Annotated in this window: 18 protein-coding genes and 2 CRISPR repeat arrays; of the genes, 10 read left to right on the top strand and 8 right to left on the bottom strand. The window is 45.5% G+C overall.

All coding sequences use genetic code 11. The annotated features are described in order from the left end of the window. The first annotated feature begins 2 nt into the window (after window positions 1-2). The 10 genes from cas6f (CCZ37_RS07250) to CCZ37_RS07205 all read left to right on the top strand — a co-directional run bounded on the left by cas6f (CCZ37_RS07250) (window position 3) and on the right by CCZ37_RS07205 (window position 11,116). The gene (gene cas6f, locus CCZ37_RS07250; protein ID WP_094500157.1) at window positions 3-641 is read left to right on the top strand and encodes a type I-F CRISPR-associated endoribonuclease Cas6/Csy4; all 639 of its coding nucleotides are present in this window, start codon (window positions 3-5) and stop codon (window positions 639-641) included. Between the two features lie 156 nt (window positions 642-797). Further along, window positions 798-1,605: a CRISPR direct-repeat array (repeat unit 28 nt; unit sequence GTTCACTGCCGCACAGGCAGCTTAGAAA). Window positions 1,606-1,867: 262 nt separating this feature from the next. Continuing rightward, complete coding sequence (cmr1, locus tag CCZ37_RS19195) at window positions 1,868-3,238, top strand: type III-B CRISPR module RAMP protein Cmr1 (protein ID WP_208613906.1); 1,371 nt, start codon at window positions 1,868-1,870, stop codon at window positions 3,236-3,238. 2 nt (window positions 3,239-3,240) lie between these two features. After that, window positions 3,241-5,079, top strand: coding sequence for a type III-B CRISPR-associated protein Cas10/Cmr2 (cas10, locus tag CCZ37_RS07240; protein WP_094500156.1), 1,839 nt, complete (start codon window positions 3,241-3,243; stop codon window positions 5,077-5,079). A gap of 2 nt (window positions 5,080-5,081) precedes the next feature. Beyond that, on the top strand, window positions 5,082-6,221 hold the full coding sequence (locus tag CCZ37_RS07235; RefSeq protein WP_094500155.1) for a type III-B CRISPR module-associated protein Cmr3: 1,140 nt from the start codon (window positions 5,082-5,084) through the stop codon (window positions 6,219-6,221). Window positions 6,222-6,244: 23 nt separating this feature from the next. Continuing rightward, the gene (gene cmr4 / locus CCZ37_RS07230; RefSeq protein ID WP_094500154.1) at window positions 6,245-7,108 is read left to right on the top strand and encodes a type III-B CRISPR module RAMP protein Cmr4; all 864 of its coding nucleotides are present in this window, start codon (window positions 6,245-6,247) and stop codon (window positions 7,106-7,108) included. A 3-nt stretch (window positions 7,109-7,111) separates the two neighbouring features. After that, entirely contained in the window at window positions 7,112-7,546 is a 435-nt protein-coding gene (gene cmr5, locus CCZ37_RS07225; RefSeq protein ID WP_094500153.1) for a type III-B CRISPR module-associated protein Cmr5, read from the top strand. Continuing rightward, window positions 7,546-8,646, top strand: coding sequence for a type III-B CRISPR module RAMP protein Cmr6 (cmr6, locus tag CCZ37_RS07220; RefSeq protein WP_094500152.1), 1,101 nt, complete (start codon window positions 7,546-7,548; stop codon window positions 8,644-8,646). The genes cmr5 and cmr6 overlap by 1 nt, the downstream gene beginning before the upstream one ends. After that, window positions 8,646-9,104, top strand: a complete 459-nt coding sequence (locus tag CCZ37_RS07215) for a hypothetical protein (protein WP_094500151.1) — start codon at window positions 8,646-8,648, stop codon at window positions 9,102-9,104. Before cmr6 ends, CCZ37_RS07215 begins: the two co-directional genes overlap by 1 nt. A 35-nt stretch (window positions 9,105-9,139) precedes the next feature. Next, window positions 9,140-9,691 (top strand): type I-F CRISPR-associated endoribonuclease Cas6/Csy4, encoded by a 552-nt coding sequence (cas6f, locus tag CCZ37_RS07210; RefSeq protein WP_094500150.1) that lies wholly within the window; start codon window positions 9,140-9,142, stop codon window positions 9,689-9,691. 130 nt (window positions 9,692-9,821) lie between these two features. Continuing rightward, window positions 9,822-10,630: direct repeats of the CRISPR family, unit length 28 nt; unit sequence GTTCACTGCCGCACAGGCAGCTTAGAAA. A 123-nt stretch (window positions 10,631-10,753) separates the two neighbouring features. Beyond that, window positions 10,754-11,116 carry a RidA family protein gene (locus tag CCZ37_RS07205; protein ID WP_013856709.1) on the top strand — a complete coding sequence of 121 codons (363 nt, stop codon included), beginning with the start codon at window positions 10,754-10,756 and terminating at the stop codon, window positions 11,114-11,116. A 114-nt stretch (window positions 11,117-11,230) separates the two neighbouring features. Here the strand turns inward: CCZ37_RS07205 and cydX are convergent, their stop codons facing one another. From cydX to CCZ37_RS07165, 8 genes are all read right to left on the bottom strand, one after another. After that, entirely contained in the window at window positions 11,231-11,332 is a 102-nt protein-coding gene (gene cydX / locus CCZ37_RS07200; RefSeq protein WP_094131687.1) for a cytochrome bd-I oxidase subunit CydX, read from the bottom strand. Between the two features lie 12 nt (window positions 11,333-11,344). Beyond that, window positions 11,345-12,481, bottom strand: coding sequence for a cytochrome d ubiquinol oxidase subunit II (cydB, locus tag CCZ37_RS07195; protein WP_094500149.1), 1,137 nt, complete (start codon window positions 12,479-12,481; stop codon window positions 11,345-11,347). Between the two features lie 11 nt (window positions 12,482-12,492). After that, entirely contained in the window at window positions 12,493-14,073 is a 1,581-nt protein-coding gene (locus CCZ37_RS07190; RefSeq protein WP_094500148.1) for a cytochrome ubiquinol oxidase subunit I, read from the bottom strand. A gap of 120 nt (window positions 14,074-14,193) precedes the next feature. Continuing rightward, a complete protein-coding gene (locus CCZ37_RS07185) occupies window positions 14,194-14,793 on the bottom strand; it encodes an HvfX family Cu-binding RiPP maturation protein (protein ID WP_010318151.1) in 600 nt (199 codons plus the stop codon). Continuing rightward, window positions 14,790-15,536 (bottom strand): HvfC family peptide modification chaperone, encoded by a 747-nt coding sequence (locus CCZ37_RS07180; protein WP_094500147.1) that lies wholly within the window; start codon window positions 15,534-15,536, stop codon window positions 14,790-14,792. The genes CCZ37_RS07185 and CCZ37_RS07180 overlap by 4 nt, the downstream gene beginning before the upstream one ends. Then, the gene (locus tag CCZ37_RS07175; RefSeq protein ID WP_094500146.1) at window positions 15,529-16,392 is read right to left on the bottom strand and encodes an MbnB/TglH/ChrH family RiPP precursor modification enzyme; all 864 of its coding nucleotides are present in this window, start codon (window positions 16,390-16,392) and stop codon (window positions 15,529-15,531) included. Before CCZ37_RS07175 ends, CCZ37_RS07180 begins: the two co-directional genes overlap by 8 nt. Continuing rightward, complete coding sequence (locus CCZ37_RS07170) at window positions 16,380-16,694, bottom strand: hypothetical protein (RefSeq protein ID WP_094500145.1); 315 nt, start codon at window positions 16,692-16,694, stop codon at window positions 16,380-16,382. The genes CCZ37_RS07175 and CCZ37_RS07170 overlap by 13 nt, the downstream gene beginning before the upstream one ends. Then, the gene (locus tag CCZ37_RS07165; protein ID WP_094500144.1) at window positions 16,684-17,640 is read right to left on the bottom strand and encodes an MBL fold metallo-hydrolase; all 957 of its coding nucleotides are present in this window, start codon (window positions 17,638-17,640) and stop codon (window positions 16,684-16,686) included. The genes CCZ37_RS07170 and CCZ37_RS07165 overlap by 11 nt, the downstream gene beginning before the upstream one ends. Between the last annotated feature and the right edge of the window lie 191 nt (window positions 17,641-17,831).

The following is a 17,831-nucleotide window of genomic DNA, read 5'->3' as shown; positions in this document are numbered from 1 at the left end:
TAATGAACTACTACCAAGAAATCACCTTATTACCCGATGTTGATATCTCACTTGGCTTTATCTGGCAAAACGTGTTTCAGCAAGTGCATATTGCCTTTGTTGAACATAAAATTGACGAAAATCAATCGGCAATAGCCATAGGTTTTCCAGAATACGGCAAGGTTGGGTTTCCGCTCGGTAATAAACTGCGTCTGTTTGCTAAGGAGCAAGCGATTCTAGAGAAGTTAGCCATCGAAAAATGGTTAGCTCGGCTGGAAGATTACGCTCATGTTAAAGCCATTAAGCCAGTCCCAACTGAAGTCACTTACGCCAGTTTTATGCGTAAGCACGTAAAATCTCCAGAGAGAATAGAGCGAAACATGCAGCAAAAAGCCACGCTTTGGGCAGCAAAATCAGGTAAACCGCTAGAAGAGTGTTTGCTTGAGCTAGAAAAAACCAAACCCACTACGCTTTGCTCTTTACCATTTATTTACTTGCACAGCCAACAAACCAAACAGCGTTCGCCAGAGAAAAACAGCAAATTTCCGCTGTTTATCGAAATGCAGCGACAAAGCGCATCACAAGTTGGACAGTTCGATTGCTATGGTTTGAGTGCAAAAGCGAATCGGCAGTCAGCATTGGCTACAGTGCCACACTTTTAAACTGAACTAAAAAGGGTAAGTTTTTACCCTTTATTTTTGCTCTTTAAAAATAAGCTTTAAATACAAAGAGTTACGGTGGGTGGTTTTTAACAAGGTAAAAATGCGATTTTTATCCTAACTAACTGTTGTAACTTATTTTTATTGATTTATTCTATAGTTCACTGCCGCACAGGCAGCTTAGAAAACTCCATGAAAGCAAATGTTTGTGTTGGCTCTGTTCACTGCCGCACAGGCAGCTTAGAAAATCTCGTCAGAGCAGGCTTCCAATGACAAAATGTTCACTGCCGCACAGGCAGCTTAGAAAATCACACTCAAACTCTTGTTGCCACTCATTTTGTTCACTGCCGCACAGGCAGCTTAGAAAATCACACTCAAACTCTTGTTGCCACTCATTTTGTTCACTGCCGCACAGGCAGCTTAGAAAGCTAGAAACTGACCCTGCTGGCACTTTCTCTAGTTCACTGCCGCACAGGCAGCTTAGAAATTTTAAACGGTGGTTAAACGGGCGGTGAATGAGTTCACTGCCGCACAGGCAGCTTAGAAACAGTGGGCGAACTCCGGCAACGTGGGCGAGTTGTTCACTGCCGCACAGGCAGCTTAGAAAATTGATAGTCGTGGAATACAAACTTTCCATTTGTTCACTGCCGCACAGGCAGCTTAGAAAGCCACGGCGGAAACCGCGCTTCAAGCAATTGAGTTCACTGCCGCACAGGCAGCTTAGAAAGTTGCTAGCAAGCGCGCTATTTCTGCGTTAATGTTCACTGCCGCACAGGCAGCTTAGAAAAATCCAAATCAAACCGCTCAAAAAACGCCCTGGTTCACTGCCGCACAGGCAGCTTAGAAAATTACCAAGCGTTAGCAATCTAGAGCCCTCCCGTTCACTGCCGCACAGGCAGCTTAGAAAAGAAACTCAGCAGCAGAAACTAAACCCTCATAGTTCACTGCCGCACAGGCAGCTTAGAAATGGATCGTTATTGATTGAAAGATAAATGTCGCTCAGGAGTAATACCTGAGAAAAAATGCAGATCAATTTTGAGTAGTCGCTGTACCCTTTAAAGGTCACTTCGTCAGGTTGTGGCTGCGCCCCTCCAAAACGTACAAACTTGCTTTACTAGCTAACCACCACACAGTTTAGAAAACGTATGCCCCTATTTTTTGATATGCAATAGGTTATTGATAAGTATCGATTCTTTATTTTATTAATCAATGTTACGTTCGGTATAAAGTTGGCTAAAGGGGATAAATCCTCACCTTTAGTTTTTTATTCAGCAGAATGGAACTGTGGAATGCGAAGACAGAACAACACTATTGATCTGCAAAGATTGAAAGAAGAACTCGATGATTTAAATGAATGGGAAAGCTATTCATGCACTTTAGTTACACCTATGTACGGTGGTGGAGTCGAGGCGGGGAAAGTCGATACTGCCATGCCGATTCGCGCCAGTGCTATTCGTGGGCAATTACGTTTTTGGTGGCGTATTGCCTGTGGGCCGTTTGATGACCCTAAAGTCATGCGAGAAAATGAAGAAGCAATGTGGGGGGGGATTAGCGATAAGGCTAAAGCGAGCCGAGTGGAGATTAGAATTACCAATGTTAAGTTCAATGGTGAAGTACCTGCTTTTGAATACGAAATACATCGTAAAGATCCAAGTAAATACAATAGCGTGCCTAAACCAGACCCTAAATTTGGTCATGCTTATGCGCTTTTTTCTGCACAAGGAAAGTTAATTGATCGTGGAACAAAAATAGGAGAGGAACCTAAAAAAATAGCGAAACCTGATCTGTGTTTTGACTTGGAGATTCGCTATAAGATTTATGATAAAAAACCTTTAAGCCAGGAACAAATTAGCGAAGTCAACGAAGCTATACGTTGGTGGGCAAGTTTTGGCGGTATTGGTAGTAGAACACGTCGAGGTCTAGGCGCTGTTGATGTTAAGAATTCTGATATTAAGCCTGTTAGTGCTGATGAAGTGGCTTTGAAAGGCGGTATATTGACTCTGGTTTCTAAGGAAGAGCGTAGTGATGCGCTTGCTTGTTGGAAATACGGTTGCGATAAGTTAAGAGATTTTCGTCAGGCTCTAGAGGTCGGCAGAAACCTACCTTCAAATAATTCTAAGTCACCAGTTGGCAGAAGCCGTTGGCCTGAAGCTAATTCAATCAGGAATTTAGCGAATACACATAGTAAGAAACACCCCCCTGATGATGTAAAAACTAACTTTTTCCCTCGTGCTGTTTTCGGCTTACCAATTATTTTTCATTATCAGCAAGACCAAGGTCCGGGGCAGGAGCCTGATGACCATACATTGACGGTTGCTGATGTAGATAAGGAACGTATGGCCAGTCCGCTCATCATTCGATCGTATTTAGATTTAAATGATAAATGGCATTCAGCAGCGTTACTTTTGCCCTATTGGCGAGAAGCGTTAGCTCAATCGTTAGAGCTATCACCAAAGCCTAAAAAGATTAACGTTAAACCTATGCATTGGTCATCATCGCCAGAGCAGCAAAAGATGCTTGCTGACAAAGATAAACCCATGAACGGACGTGGCGACGACCCTCTTTCGGCCTTCCTCGACTATTTTAAACAAGGACAATAACAATGGAGTATTTAGTCGCGATTAGCATTGGCCCCGTGCAAAGTTTTATTGAAGCAGGGCGGCGCAGCCAAGATTTATGGTGTGGCTCGTGGTTGTTGTCGGAAGTCTCCCGCGCGGTAGCATTGTCGCTGCACGAAGAACAAAGCGATTGTTTGATTTTTCCAAACCCAAAGAATCCAGATATCGATCTACAGCCACAAGATCCCGATTCAGATAGCCAGATAGAAGTAGAGGCAAATATTGCCAATGTGGTTCGGGCAGTGATTCAGGTCGATGATATTAGTCAGGTTCGTGACATTGTAGAGAATGCAAAACAGGCCGCCGAAGCGCGTTTAATGCAGATTCTCGATACTATACGACATAAAAAATTAGAGAGCTTTACGATTGACTGGGCGCGTTTTGAACAACAAAAAGACGGCATTCTCGACATTTATGCCGCGTGGGTGAAGTTTGAGGCAGGCCAGTATGGCAAAGCCTCGGAGCGTTTGGGAAAGTTGCTTGCCGCACGTAAGCAGACCAAAGACTTTAAACCAATTCAAGACACAAAGTCGGGTTTGTTTAAATCCACGTTAGACGGGGCGAATAATACTCTGACAGAGCAAGTCAATAACAAAGAATACCAGCATCAGTTGCGACTTAGTCAAGGAGAAGAGCTAGACATATTAGGCTTAGTAAAACGCAGCGCGGGGCATTTTGAACAATTCACACCGTTTTCGCGTGTGGTCGTTGAACCTTGGTTATCCTCGTTGAGCTCAGAACAACTCAATACCCTTCAGTCAAATTATCAGTCATTTGTAAAAGCAGGCCTAGCCACAACCGTTAAGGGTAATGGGGATAGGTATCAGGCTTTCCCATATGATGGCGAATACTTGTTTACTAGTCGTATTGAGCAAGAAAAAGACTTAGAAAAAGGTACAAAAAAGGCGCTGCTTGACTGTTTATCGACTATTGGCAAAGAGTCAGGCTCGCCAATGACCTACGGTGTGTTGCTTAAAGCGGATGGCGATCGTATGGGGGAATTATTGGCTCAAGCCAAGACTCATGATGATTCTAAAGCGATTTCTAAAGCCCTACATAAATTTGCGACCAGTGTGCGCAAAACGCTACAAGATCACGGCGGGCATGCCATTTATGCGGGTGGTGATGATGTATTAGCCTTTGTGCCGTTAGCTCAAGCAATGACGTGTGCTAAACAGTTAGCCGATGATTTTAAAGAAAAGATGAAGGTTATTGCAGCCGAGTTGAAACTGAGTGAAGCGCTTTATCCAACCTTATCCGTGGGCTTAGCGATTGGGCATTTTGTACAACCTATGCGCCAACTGCGTGCTCGGGCTATCGCGGCAGAAAAACACGCCAAAGGTAATAAAGGTAATAAAGGTAATAAAGAACACAAGCCCCGTAATGCACTTGCCATACATCTAGGTATTCGTTCAGGTCATGAGATCACCTGGCGTTGTCGCTGGGATGATGATGAGACATTAAATGCGCTGACCGATTTCACTCACGCTTTTGCACAGGGTTGGATGCCAACTCGCATCATGCAAGAGGTCCGAGAAATGGCAGTTCATTTGAAGTGGACAACTGGGCAAAAAGAGTTAGCAGGCATTCGAGAAAGTGAACTCGAGCGAATGTTAGCGCGAGCGGATTTTAATGTAAGTGTTGAAGAATCAGGGAAGACACCTGAACAAATTAAAGAGTCAAAGAAGGCTGCTCTGGAGAAGCTCAAATCGCAACTTCGCGCCCAAGCATCAGGTTACTCACTAGACGAACTCGCCAATCTACTTATCTTAGCGCGCTGGCTGAGTGCTAAAACCACCGCAGATATTGGAGGCGAAGAATAATCATGCTGTATTACCTTATTGAACCTAAAGACCCTCTGATTATTCGCTCAGGCAGGCCATTTGAAGAAATCTCTGATGCACAAGCGGCGCGATTTCCGCCACCGTCAACGGTTGCTGGGGCGCTGCGTAATATCCATGCTCGCAGCAACGGAAAAGCCTTGAATAACGAGCTGTTAAAACTGGCCGTCACAGGTCCGCTCGCGGTTAAACGGCCTATCAATGGCGACGCCCCAAGCGAAGAACATATCTTGGTGCCTAAGCCTGCCGATGTGCAGTATTTTTATGACCAACAGACTCAACTCACCCATTTAGTGCGTTCTAAACCTATGGCGTTTGCTGAAGGTGAAGGTTGCGATCTACCCAATGGCTTGCTGCCCTTGTTTGCTGAAAATGCACCTGATGGCAAGCCAGTTTCCGGCCCTAACTGGTGGTCATTTAACGATTTAGCCGCATGGCGAAAAGGGGAGGCGGTCAGTTTTGAGCGAATCTGCCAAAACGGTTGGATGCCTGCCGAGCCGGATATTCGCACGCATATTGCTATTAATAATCACAGTCGCAATGTGGAATCGGGCAAGCTTTTTCAAACCACAGGGCTAAGCATGTGGCAGCAACGTGCTGATCATCAACCATTTCCGGACGCTTGTGTAAGCATTTTGGCTGGTATTGACGGTGACATAACCTTGCCATTGCTTAATCTGGGCGGCGAGCGGCGTTTAGCAGAGGTTGAGGCTTGCACTTTATGGCCCTCTTTACCCAGTGATTTGGCACAATCAATAACAAAAGCTAAAGGGTTCACGCTGACCTTTTTAACGCCAGTGTTATTTAACCAGGGTTGGTTGCCAAGCTGGTTGAATGATGATTTGGTCGGTACGCCACCATGCTGTCAAAGCCTAACCGTCAAGTTACGCGCCGCCGCATTAGAGCGTTGGATCCCGCAATCAGGTTGGGATTTAGTAAATAACACGCCACGTGCGGCGCAAAAAATGATCCCCGCTGGGGCCACTTATTGGTTTGAAATTAAAGGCGATGCAACGGATGAAGACATTCGTTCACTCTGCTTAGCGCACTTTTGTGATGACCCACAAAGCAACCTTAACGGCTTTGGTTTGGCGCTGCCTGCTGCCTATCAATTTACTATTTAACGCTATTTTTAAAGGACTATGTTATGTCGTTTCATGTTTATCACTTATTCAGTCAAACCATTTTGCATTGTGGCTCTGGCCAATCCGTTGGAATTGTCGATCAGCCTATTGCCCGCGAGCGAGCTTCTAATTTGCCGATCGTCCCCGGCTCTACCGTGCGCGGCGTGTTAAAAGCGCATATTAGCCAGAAAGAATCAGACTTAAGTCAGTCATTATTTGGTTATGACAAACAAGACGGTAAGCTCAGTTGTACGGGTGCGTTGTCGATAACCGATGCTCATCTGTTGCTACTACCAGTGCGAACGGTTTACGGTATTTTGGCCTATGCAACTTGTCCATTTATTTTGCAGCGCTACAAAAAAGATCGAAAATCAGATTTAACGGTTCCAACACCTGCCAAAGATCAAGCTTTATACCCTAAAGGCAATCCTAATCATCAAGATGACTTGATGGTGCTAGAAGATTTAGATCTCAAAGCCCAAGAGTGTGAACACACCCAACAATGGGCTGAATACATTGCTCAAACGCTTGATGCAAAAGAGAGCGCCTACTATAGCGACATCAGCAAGCGCATCATCGTATTACCTGATACGGTTTTCTCCTTTCTGGCCGAAACCGCCACCGAAATTCGCACCCGTATTCGTATTAATCAAAAAACTGGCGTAGTCGATAAAGGAGCATTATGGACCGAAGAAAGCTTACCTGCTGAAAGCGTCTTATGGGGCGTGTACTCGGTAGATGCACCCCGTTTGAACGATCAAAATGGTGATAAACGGCTTATGTTTAACGACATTATCAATAACAAACCCCTGCTGCAAATGGGCGGCAATATGGGTACTGGTAATGGCTTAGTGCAGTTTATTGCCCAGTCAGGCAAAGGGGAATAAAGCATGCAACCACGCAGTCAAATCGTTGCCACTGCCGCGTTTGAGCGGATCAATTCCCGTAAAGACAAGAGTATTGAAGAGAATAAAAAATACGCCACACTCGCACATAAATTACCCACCATGGTTTTGCAAAATGGCTTAGCGCAGGCAACAGGTTTTTTACTGGCCAAGAGTGAAGATCATCACAAAGCATTGCTTGAGGATCTTACGGCAGTGTTTAAACAGGTGGATGCCAAGCTTGCCAATATCGCTGATGATGATAAGGGTGAGGCGTTACATAACGAAATTATTCAATCGGATTTGCATCAAATCATGCGCTATACCCGTGAAGCACTGGAAATTGCAGGCTGGTTGCGCCGTTATGTGCAAGGCGTATTAAAAATTGATGCCACAGGCGAGGTGAATGATGACCATCATAATCCTGCGGAGGCCAAGTAATGACAGCCTTAGTGCGCAATAAAATACAATCCGCTTTTTGCCAGACGGATAGCGCCAATCCTAGTCTTTTACTGCAAAAAGGCCTGCTTGAGGCTAATCAGAAGACAGGGCATTTAGAAGAAATCGTAAAACTGCCCGCTTCATCTGAGTACAAAAACACCTTTAACCGTTGGTTTGACCTCTCCCAAGACGAGAATCGCTTTAGCCAAACAGCAATGACTTTGGAAAACCGTCTATTAATAGGCTTAACGGGTAACGCCGCATTAGAAACCGGCTGTAGCCTTAGCCGTAATTATGGTATGCCGTATATTCCGGGTTCGAGTGTGAAAGGGATTGCTCGCGCTTGGGCAAATCAACATTTGGCTGGGCATAGCGATGAACTTGAACAACTGTTTGGCACCGCCGATAGTGAGCAGCCTTATCGAGTATCGGGCTTAGTCACTTTTCATGATGCATGGTGGATCCCCGATCCTGCGAAAAAAGAGCATAAACCCTTTGTACTCGATGTCGTTACCACACACCATCAAGCCTATTACAACGGTACTCAGGCGGAACCATCTGATAAAGACAGCCCGATCCCTAATCATTTACTCGCAGTGCAGGGCAGCTTTTTATTTGTGCTCGAAGGTGAGCCCGCAGCGATTGAGCTTTGCCAAACCCTATTAGAAAAAGCCTTAGCAAATAACGGCATAGGTGCTAAAACTGCCGCAGGTTATGGGTATATGAAGGTTGACCCAGCGTTAATGCAAAGGCTTTTGGATGAATATGAAAAACGCTTACCGCAAGATGTGCGTGAACACAGGCAAGCTGAAGCTCAACGTCGAAACGAGCAGCAATTGGAAGCGGCAGCTAAGGCCGAATTAGAAATGCCGCCATCACTCGTTATTAGTGTGATAAATGAGAAATACCAAACTCAACGTGATAATCAAAGCTTCCGCGACAAAGTTGAAGCATGGATTGATAGGGCTATCGAAGCATGGAATATCGATAATCGCAAATCACTTGCATCATGTTTAAAAGAGGCTGGTTATATTCCGGGAAAGAAAAAGAAAAACTATCAAATCAGCAAAGATCGATTACAACAATTGAAGGGGGAGTAATGAATACTCTTAAACGCATTTGGCTTTTTTTACTGGTAATGTTTGTTGTACCGTTATTAATAATTATTGGCATAGGGTTTTGTACTCAACAGTCAGAGGGTTTTATTTACTCAATATTGATTTCTATTGCTACAAGCCTAATCGCCGCTGGTGTTGTCTATTGGTTTATCGACAATAGATTAAATGATCTTATTAAAACAAATGATGAAATAACCGTTGTACTTAAATCGCCTAATCGTAAAAACATAAAATGCCCACCGATGAGTAGAAAGGATTTCTGTCGCTCAGAAATTATGGGATATATCGGCATGGTTACTGGGGGACCAAATTTTAAGATGGATAGGGAAAGGTTTATTATTATAGGTAAACAAATATGTGAAACTCAAAAAACAAAAGGTAATCAAGAGTTTATCGTGGATTGTACTGATGCAGAAATGGAGCAGTTTGGTGCTGAATGAGAGAACGGTTCTAATGCCTAAATCACGGAGTAGCTATGGATTCATACATTGACATACATTTACGACCAGATGCGGAGATGAATGAAGCTGAATTGGGCAGTAAAGTGTTTACGAAGTTTCATAAAGCATTGGTTAAGTTAAATACCAATCAAATTGCGATGAGCTTTCCAGAAGCAAACCTAAAGCTCGGGCAGTTGTTTCGTGTGCATGGTTCGGTAAGCTTATTGAATGATCTACAAGGTTTATGCTGGTTAGGGCCTCTCGTCGGTTATTGCCAAATCAGTGAAGTGTTAAGCGTTCCTGAGCAAGTTCAATACCGGGTGATCTCAGCTAAGCGGCGCAATTTAAGCAGTGCAAAGCTGCGGCGCTTAATTGCACGAGGGAGTATCAATAAAGAAGGTGAGCAGCGCTATAAAGAGAAGATGTCAAATCAGAGCATTAACGCGCCTTATCTTGATTTACAGAGTGGCTCAACAGGGCAAACGTATCGTAAATTTTTTGAGTTTGGTGAAAAGCAGCCACTGCCAGTATCCGGAAAGTTTGATTCCTATGGGCTAAGTCATACCACTACGGTTCCTTGGTTTTAACCCTATTTTTTTGCTCTTTAAAAATAATCTTTAAATACAAATAGTTACATCGGGTGATTTAAAATAGGGTAAAAATGCATTTTTTGCTCTAACTGCTTGTTGTAACTTATTTTTATGTTGTTATTCTATAGTTCACTGCCGCACAGGCAGCTTAGAAATCAAAGTAAAGCGGGTCGCTCATTTTCGAGTAGTTCACTGCCGCACAGGCAGCTTAGAAACTACAAAAACACCCAATGCAATTTCAGCCAATGGTTCACTGCCGCACAGGCAGCTTAGAAATCGCGTCATTGCTTAGCTGATGTGATAATAATGTTCACTGCCGCACAGGCAGCTTAGAAAATTTCTAGTGCGTTCATTTTCTTATCTCCGTTGTTCACTGCCGCACAGGCAGCTTAGAAAATTTCTCTTCTCCGGTTAAAAGATGCGTTAAAGTTCACTGCCGCACAGGCAGCTTAGAAAGCCTAAAAAGTGTGGACAATCCGACAAGTCGGGTTCACTGCCGCACAGGCAGCTTAGAAATAGGCATGAAAGTGCCAATGGCTATCCGTTCAGTTCACTGCCGCACAGGCAGCTTAGAAAAATCCAAGGCTAGACACCGTCTCAATGCTTTTGTTCACTGCCGCACAGGCAGCTTAGAAAAGTAGAGGCGGTAATGTCTACACGAGAGCTAGGTTCACTGCCGCACAGGCAGCTTAGAAATTAAGTTGATGTTGACGTAATGCTTCAATCAAGTTCACTGCCGCACAGGCAGCTTAGAAATGTGGCACAAAACTTTTATTTTCAAAACTCATGTTCACTGCCGCACAGGCAGCTTAGAAACGAATGAAGTCTTCAGAAAGTACTTGGTTATAGTTCACTGCCGCACAGGCAGCTTAGAAAGTGTGTGTAAAGGATGTTCAACAATTCATTTTGTTCACTGCCGCACAGGCAGCTTAGAAAATCCGTTTCTCTGTTGGGGTGTTCTTAGGTTTCTTCCCATCAATGACTTCTTTACAATGTGTTATTGATTTGGGCCTTGGTGCAACTTAGCCTGGTAGCCCCCACTATGACAGAGAGACATTCATGACTATTCACCGTATTAATCCAAGTAAACGTTGGTCTGACATCACCGTATTCAACGGCATTGCCCACTTTGTGGAAGTGGCTGATAGCGATACAAAAGCCGATATGAAAGGGCAGGTTGAGCAGATCTTAGCCCAAGCTGAGCAGCAGTTAACGGCGATCGACAGCGACAGAAGCCGTGTGTTATCGGTGACGATTTATGTCACGGATTTTGCTCATTTCGCCGCTTTGAATGAAGTGTGGGATAGCTGGTTTCCAGAAGGATGCGCACCAAGCCGAGCCTGCGTTCAAGCGCAATTGGCAAGCCCTGACTATCTGGTTGAAATGGCTTTTGTTGCCGCAGCTGGCCCAAAATTTCAGTAAATACGTTTCTTACGATGTGATGAAAAATGGCGCTACAATTTGCGCCATTTTTTTATCTCAAAGCTTGATGATCTTAAACCTTGTTAACAGGTTATCGGCTTGCATATGAGTGAGTTACGATTCATCGAAATGCTCAGCTTGCTCAAGCCACAATCCATTGATTATGCCCAATGCGCAGGCGAGTAATACGCCAAGAACCCAACAGAAATACCACATCAGTCATCTCCTTTAGTACAGCGATACGCTGTGGTTGCGAATATAATCATCATTCAATCGACCGAACATTTTGTAGTAACCCCACGCGGTGTAACTGAGAATAACTGGCACCACTAAGATGGCGACAAGCGTGATGATATTGAGTGTTTTTTGGCTGGATGTGGCATCCCAAATCGTCAAACTGTGTGATGGCATTAAGCTTGACGGCATGATCATCGGAAATAGCGCCACGCCTGCCGTTAAAATAATGCATGCAATAGCAAGGCTAGAGAATAAGAATGCCCAGCCAGATGCTCTTTTCAGGCTTGCCCATATGCACGCCAATAAGCTCGCGATGCCCACGCAAGGGATCAACCACAGCATGGCGTGTGCTTGATAGTTATGCAGTAAATGACGAGCGACGCTAACCACTTCTTTGTGCAAGGGGTTTGAAGCGGCATCCGTGACAATCGGGCTCACGATAATATAACCCGTCATGTTGGCGGCAAAGAATCCGCCGATGAGAAATAATGCCACCGCAATGCTGGCACTGACCACCGACGCGTTATGGGCTCGCTCACGTAACGCATCACAAGTTTTGAGCTGTAAAAACGTTGCGCCTTGAGTGACGACGATGGCAAGGCTGAGCAGGCCACACAGTAGCGGAAATGGCGTGAATAGATCCCAAAAATGGCCTTGGTAATCAAGCATCAATAAGTTATTGAGCTGAAAAGGGACTCCTACCAATAAATTGCCAAAACCAATGCCAAAGATGAGGGGCGGCACAACGCCACTGATGAACAGTGCGTTGTCGCACGCCTTGCGCCATGAGGGATTATCGATTTTCGAGCGATAATCCATACCTATTGGGCGCAGCCATAACGCGGCAAGTAGCAACATCATCGCTAAATAGAAACTAGAAAATGCGGTGGCGTACACCAGTGGCCAGATAGCGAAAATCGCACCGCCAGCGGTAATCAGCCATACTTGGTTGCCATCCCAATGAGGCGCGATACTGTTGATCATCACTCTTCGTTCAACATCACTGCGTCCCAAAATGGGCAGTAGCGCTGCAACGCCCATATCAAAGCCATCGGTGATGATAAAACCAATCAATAGCACACCGACAATCGCCCAAGTCAGCAGACGTAAGGTTTCGTAATCAAACATTGTGTTCTCCCTTAATGGTGTACGTGAGATAGAGATCCGTGCCCATCTTGCGTTTCAAAATGGTAACGTCCGGTATGTAGGGCGCTTGGTCCGCGCCGAGCAAACTTCACCATCAGGTACATTTCCACCACCAAAAATGCGCTATAGAGTAAGTAAACTAGGCCCAGTGAAATCCATAAATCGCTAGGTGATAGGTTAGATACGGCCATATTAACCGGAAGCACTTCACCGATAGCCCAAGGTTGGCGGCCAAACTCAGCAACAAACCATCCCGCTTCACTGGCAATCCAGGGAAGTGGAATGGCGAATAATGCCGCTTTAAGTAACCAAGGCTGAGTGCCGATTTTTCGCCGACAAAGTTGGATGAAACAGAGCCCAATCACAGCGAACATCGCCATACCGCAGGCCACCATGATGCGGAAGCTCCAAAACAGAGGTGCAACTTGCGGAATGGTATCTTGCGCGGCTTGTTTGATTTGGCTTTCAGTCGCATCAGTTACTTTATCGGTGTATTTCTTGAGCAGAAAACCGTATCCCAAATCCTCTTTTAGCGTTTCAAACTGAGCGACGTTTTGCGGTGAATCGTCACCATTGCGTAAGGCTTCCAATAACCCGTAAGCGAGCATGCCATTGCGAATGCGCTCTTCACTGCGCGCCATCAAATCTTTTAAGCCGATGACGGGCTCATCCAATGAACGCGTGGCGATAATACCCATCAAATAAGGGACTTTAATCGCCGCGTCTGTGTGCATGGTTTCTTGGTTAGGTAGCCCAAACAGAGTAAAAGAGGCAGGGGCTTGTTCGGTATCCCACTCGGCTTCAATGGCGGCCAGTTTCACCTGTTGCACTTCACCTAAGGTGTAACCTGACTCATCACCTAGCAATAAAGTGGCGCTAATGGATGCCATGCCAAAAGCGCAAGCCACAGCAAATGAGCGACGCGCAAAGGGAAGGTCGCGCATTTTCAATAGGTAGTAAGCGCTGATACCCATGATAAACAGTGCGCCTGTGGTGTAACCCGCCGCAACGGTGTGCACAAACTTCACTTGGGTTACTGGGTTAAAAATGACATCAGTAAAGTTGGTCATTTCCATACGCATGGTTTGATAGTTAAACTCGGCGCCGACGGGGTTTTGCATCCAGCCGTTGGCCATCAAAATCCACAATCCAGAAAAGTTAGAGCCTAAAGCGGTTAACCAAGTCACGCTTAAATGCTGACGCTTAGAAAGGCGCTCCCAGCCGAAGAAAAATAATCCAACGAGTGTTGATTCAAGGAAGAAAGCGATTAAAGCTTCAATCGCCAGTGGAGCACCAAAAATGTCACCCACATAATGAGAGTAGTACGCCCAGTTGGTGCCAAATTGAAACTCCATAGTGAGGCCGGTGGCAACGCCAACGGCGAAGTTGATGCCAAACAGCTTGCCCCAAAAACGAGTCATGTCTTTGTAAACGGTTTTGCCGGTCATGACATACAGTGATTCCATGATCGCCAGTAAAAATGATAAGCCAATGGTCAGCGGAACAAAAATAAAATGGTAAAGCGCCGTACTGGCGAACTGGAACCGTGACAGTTCCACCACATCTGTAAGCATAAAGTCTCCCTCCCGCCAGCAAAATGGCAGGTAAGATAGTCAGAGATGAATGTGTGATTGATAACGCCTGCCACTTGAAGCTGCGGGTGGCAACTTCAAGTTAGTCGGCATCATTAGGTGTTAAGCGGTTTGAGGCGTGCGAGTGAATGGTTTTTTTAGCCAGTAGTCGAGGCTGACGTAGCGGCCACCACCATAAATGAAAAGAACCATCAGCATCACAAAGTAAGTCGCCGCAAATTCCATCCCGTTATTGAGCATCACAGGGTCACCGAGCTCAGTGATGTAGTTGTAGCGGCCTGGGAAATTTACGGCTAACCATTCAATAAATCCATTTAAGCGCACGGTTGCTTCCATACTGCTGGTGGCAATCGCATCCCAGCCATGTTTCCAGTGCACCATTGCGCTCGCCACGCTCATCATGAAAATCATTGGAATCGCCATAATGCGAGTAAAAAGACCAAGTGCGATGCATATACAGCCGAGCACTTCCGTCGCGGCGGCTAAAAATGCCAGCAGTTCAGGAAAAGGTAGATTTAAACCACCATCGGCGGTTGAGGCGCCAAACCAGGCAACGGTTCCAGCAAAACCAACCACTTTGGAATGAGCGCCGACAAAAATCACCGGCACGAGAAAAAGTCGAATCGCAAGTAGTACGATAAAATCGAATTTTTTAAATTTTTCGATCACGCCATCGTACCAATTGAGGGCTGAATGAATCATAGAGTTTCTCCTAATAAATACAGGCTGATGAGTCCTTGTTGCTGAAACGTTTGAACCCACGCCAAAAAATGGAAGTTGGATAGGTGTTGAGCTATCTGTTGTTCTAGTTGCGTTAGTGACTGCGCTGGGGCGTTTTGAATCATCTGAATCAGGGCGATATCCACTTCTCTGAGTTTTTGTGATACCACCTGATGCGATGCATGACGAAATACCCCATAACAGACCGTTTTCTGTTCTTGAGTTAGAAAAGTGACCGATTCTGGATGGACAAGAAAAGGCACTTCGACCAGTTTTAACGTTGGGTTAAGCTGTATGAAAAACGCCTCCGGTTGAGCTTCAGCGTCATCCGACCACACGTTGAGATCCGGCACATGGGCGCTATCCATTTCAGCGTTGAAAGCGATCCATTCATATTCAAGCAGTGCGATTTGCTCAGCACTGAGGTTAATGTCGGCATTATGGCCATTATGCTGTTGGATAAACTGAACAAATTCAGTCGCAATCTGATGGAACTCAGGCTCCATAGCGCCATGTATTACCAACCATTCGTCCGTCAAAATGTAGAGTGTTTCCTCGTTAAGTTGAGCGCAAAACAGAGGAAAAGTGTGCGTAATGACAGAATAAATGTTCTCTCGAATAAACTCTCGATAACGGCAGGGCGGTTCGCCTTGCGCAATCGGTGAGCGGATCACGCAGGTCAGTGCGTACATTGACATACTCATGTTCATCGGTGGTTTAAGCATGGCTACGCTCCACATCGATAACTAATGATGGCGCTGGCTGCATAATATCGTGATGGATAGTGCGCAACTCTTCAGTCAAAACCACCAGAGGAGGCACATGATGATCACGTTCAAGCAGCAAAGGACGGCTACCTTGCAGAGCGTAAGCATAACGAGCTAAGTCAATCACCTCTTGCTGTACTGGTTTACCATGGGTATCGAGCAAGAAATCTTCGCGCTCTTTTAAGTGACCGGCGATGTGGTAATAGCCGATCGCTTCGCTCGGTAAAGTGGCCAGCATGTCAAACGGGCAGTAATTGTGGTTACGGCTATTTACATACACATTATTGATATCAATCAGCAGTTGGCAGCCGCTGCGCTCGACTATCTCAGCAATAAATTCGCCTTCGGGGATCTCCTTACCGTAGCTGTGGTAGTAGGAGATGTTTTCCAGCACCAAAGGGCGTTGCACAATATCTTGAACGCAGTGAATGCGATCGACCAAGTAAGCAATGCTCTCTTTATAGCGCGGGATAGGCAGCAGTTCATACAAGTACCCTTGGGCATCACGCGAAAAGCTCAAATGCTCACTGTAAATGTCGATGTTAAATTCATCTAAAAATGCCGCTACCTTTTTCACAAACGCTTTGTTCAGTGGCTGACCATCGCCAATCGACAAACTCAGCCCATGTGCAACCAGAGGATAGTGCTTTGCTATCTGCTGCAACTGCTCGCGTTTAAGGCCGCCCATATTCATCCAGTTCTCCGGAGCAAGCTCAAGGAAATCAATGTCGGGATGGTCAGGCAACTGGCATAGCAAATCGACGTGTTCGCTACGCAAGCCGATGCCTTTTGAAGTGCGATCTATTGCCCGCATACACCACCAGTGATTTTGCTGTTGGTTAGAGTAATGGTTTCAGCGGAAGGTGCGATTCCCTCTGCGGTTAAACCGCATTTACCATCTCTGGCGCGTACTAAACGTCCTTGCGGATCGCTTTTTAAATCCTGCTTTTCAAAACGTTTTTCAGTACCACATTTACCAGCCGCGCATTTGCCACCATTTTGCGAGGTGGGTTGCGCACTCACTGGTGCTTCCGTTGACGTTTCGGCAAAGCTCATACCTGAATGCAGAGCAATGGCGGAAGTCATCGCAATAGATAAAGCAATTTTACAATTCATGGGTTATCTCCTTCACGGAACTCATTGGGTAGCTTGAGAGATCACGGGCGGCAATAACTTCGCCGTGATAAAACTGTTTGATGATCTTGGTCGACTCTGACTTATGTTTAAGGCCGACTCCCATCCAGTGGTTGAGCACGAGCAGTTTAGGATTGATTTTGGCGGCGATTTCGCCAATCACTGAAGGCTTAGCGTGCATAAATGCCGAAACTTCATCGGCTGATTCATGAATTGCCATCGGCATGACTAAGATGTCAGCGCCTTGAGCAAAATCGAGAAATGCTTGATGACTGCCGTTTTGATCAGCAGAGATAACAATAACGCCCTGATCGCTTTCAATACGGTAAGCCAAACATGGCACGTCACCATGAGGAATACCGAGTGCGTAAATGGTTAAACCGTCTTGTTGATACACTTTAGTTGGTGTTGTGGTTTTGTAGGGAACATCGGTGATGGTGACTGGGAACAAACCATCGCTGCCATCATACAAACCGTTCAAATAAGCATAAGCGCCATCTTTGCTATTAAAGAGTGCGTCCATATAGCCCGATAGGCTAGGGAAGGCTGAGCCCGCTTGCGGCCCAGCAATATCCAGCGGATCTTGACGGTTAAAGAAGTAGCCACCTTTAAGTAGCGCGGGCAGGTCGGCGACGTGGTCGGTGTGGAAATGGGTAATGCCTAGAAAATCCAAATCTTCCAGTTTAGAGCCGGATTGGCCAAAGCGCAGATACGCACCGCCGCCAGCATCAATCATGATTTTAGATTTGCCTTTCCACCAAATCACTTCCGCTGAAGAAGAGCGCAGATCATCGGAAATTGGCCCTCCCGATCCTAAAACTTGTAAAGTGAACTCTTTGTCGAGCGGCTCTAACGAGTTTGCGTAAGCACCGATGGCACCGCACGACAAACTGATTGCGAGCACCAGCGCCTTGAGTGGTTGTTTCATGCTGACTACCTTTTGATGGTTTTTTTATGATATGTGGATACCTAGAGCGAAAAGAGATTTGCGATAAAAGTGCAAGATTTTTGATTTTCGTCAAGGTGTAGGTGAAAGATATGATTTAAGGGGTTGTTTGGTCAATCTTGATTTTTTTACCTTGTGGTTAAGTTAAATTGAACGATGGTGATGTGGTGCAA

This window comes from Vibrio qinghaiensis, assembly GCF_002257545.1.
Classification (GTDB): domain Bacteria; phylum Pseudomonadota; class Gammaproteobacteria; order Enterobacterales; family Vibrionaceae; genus Vibrio; species Vibrio ordalii.
This window is presented reverse-complemented; position numbering and strand designations above follow the sequence as displayed.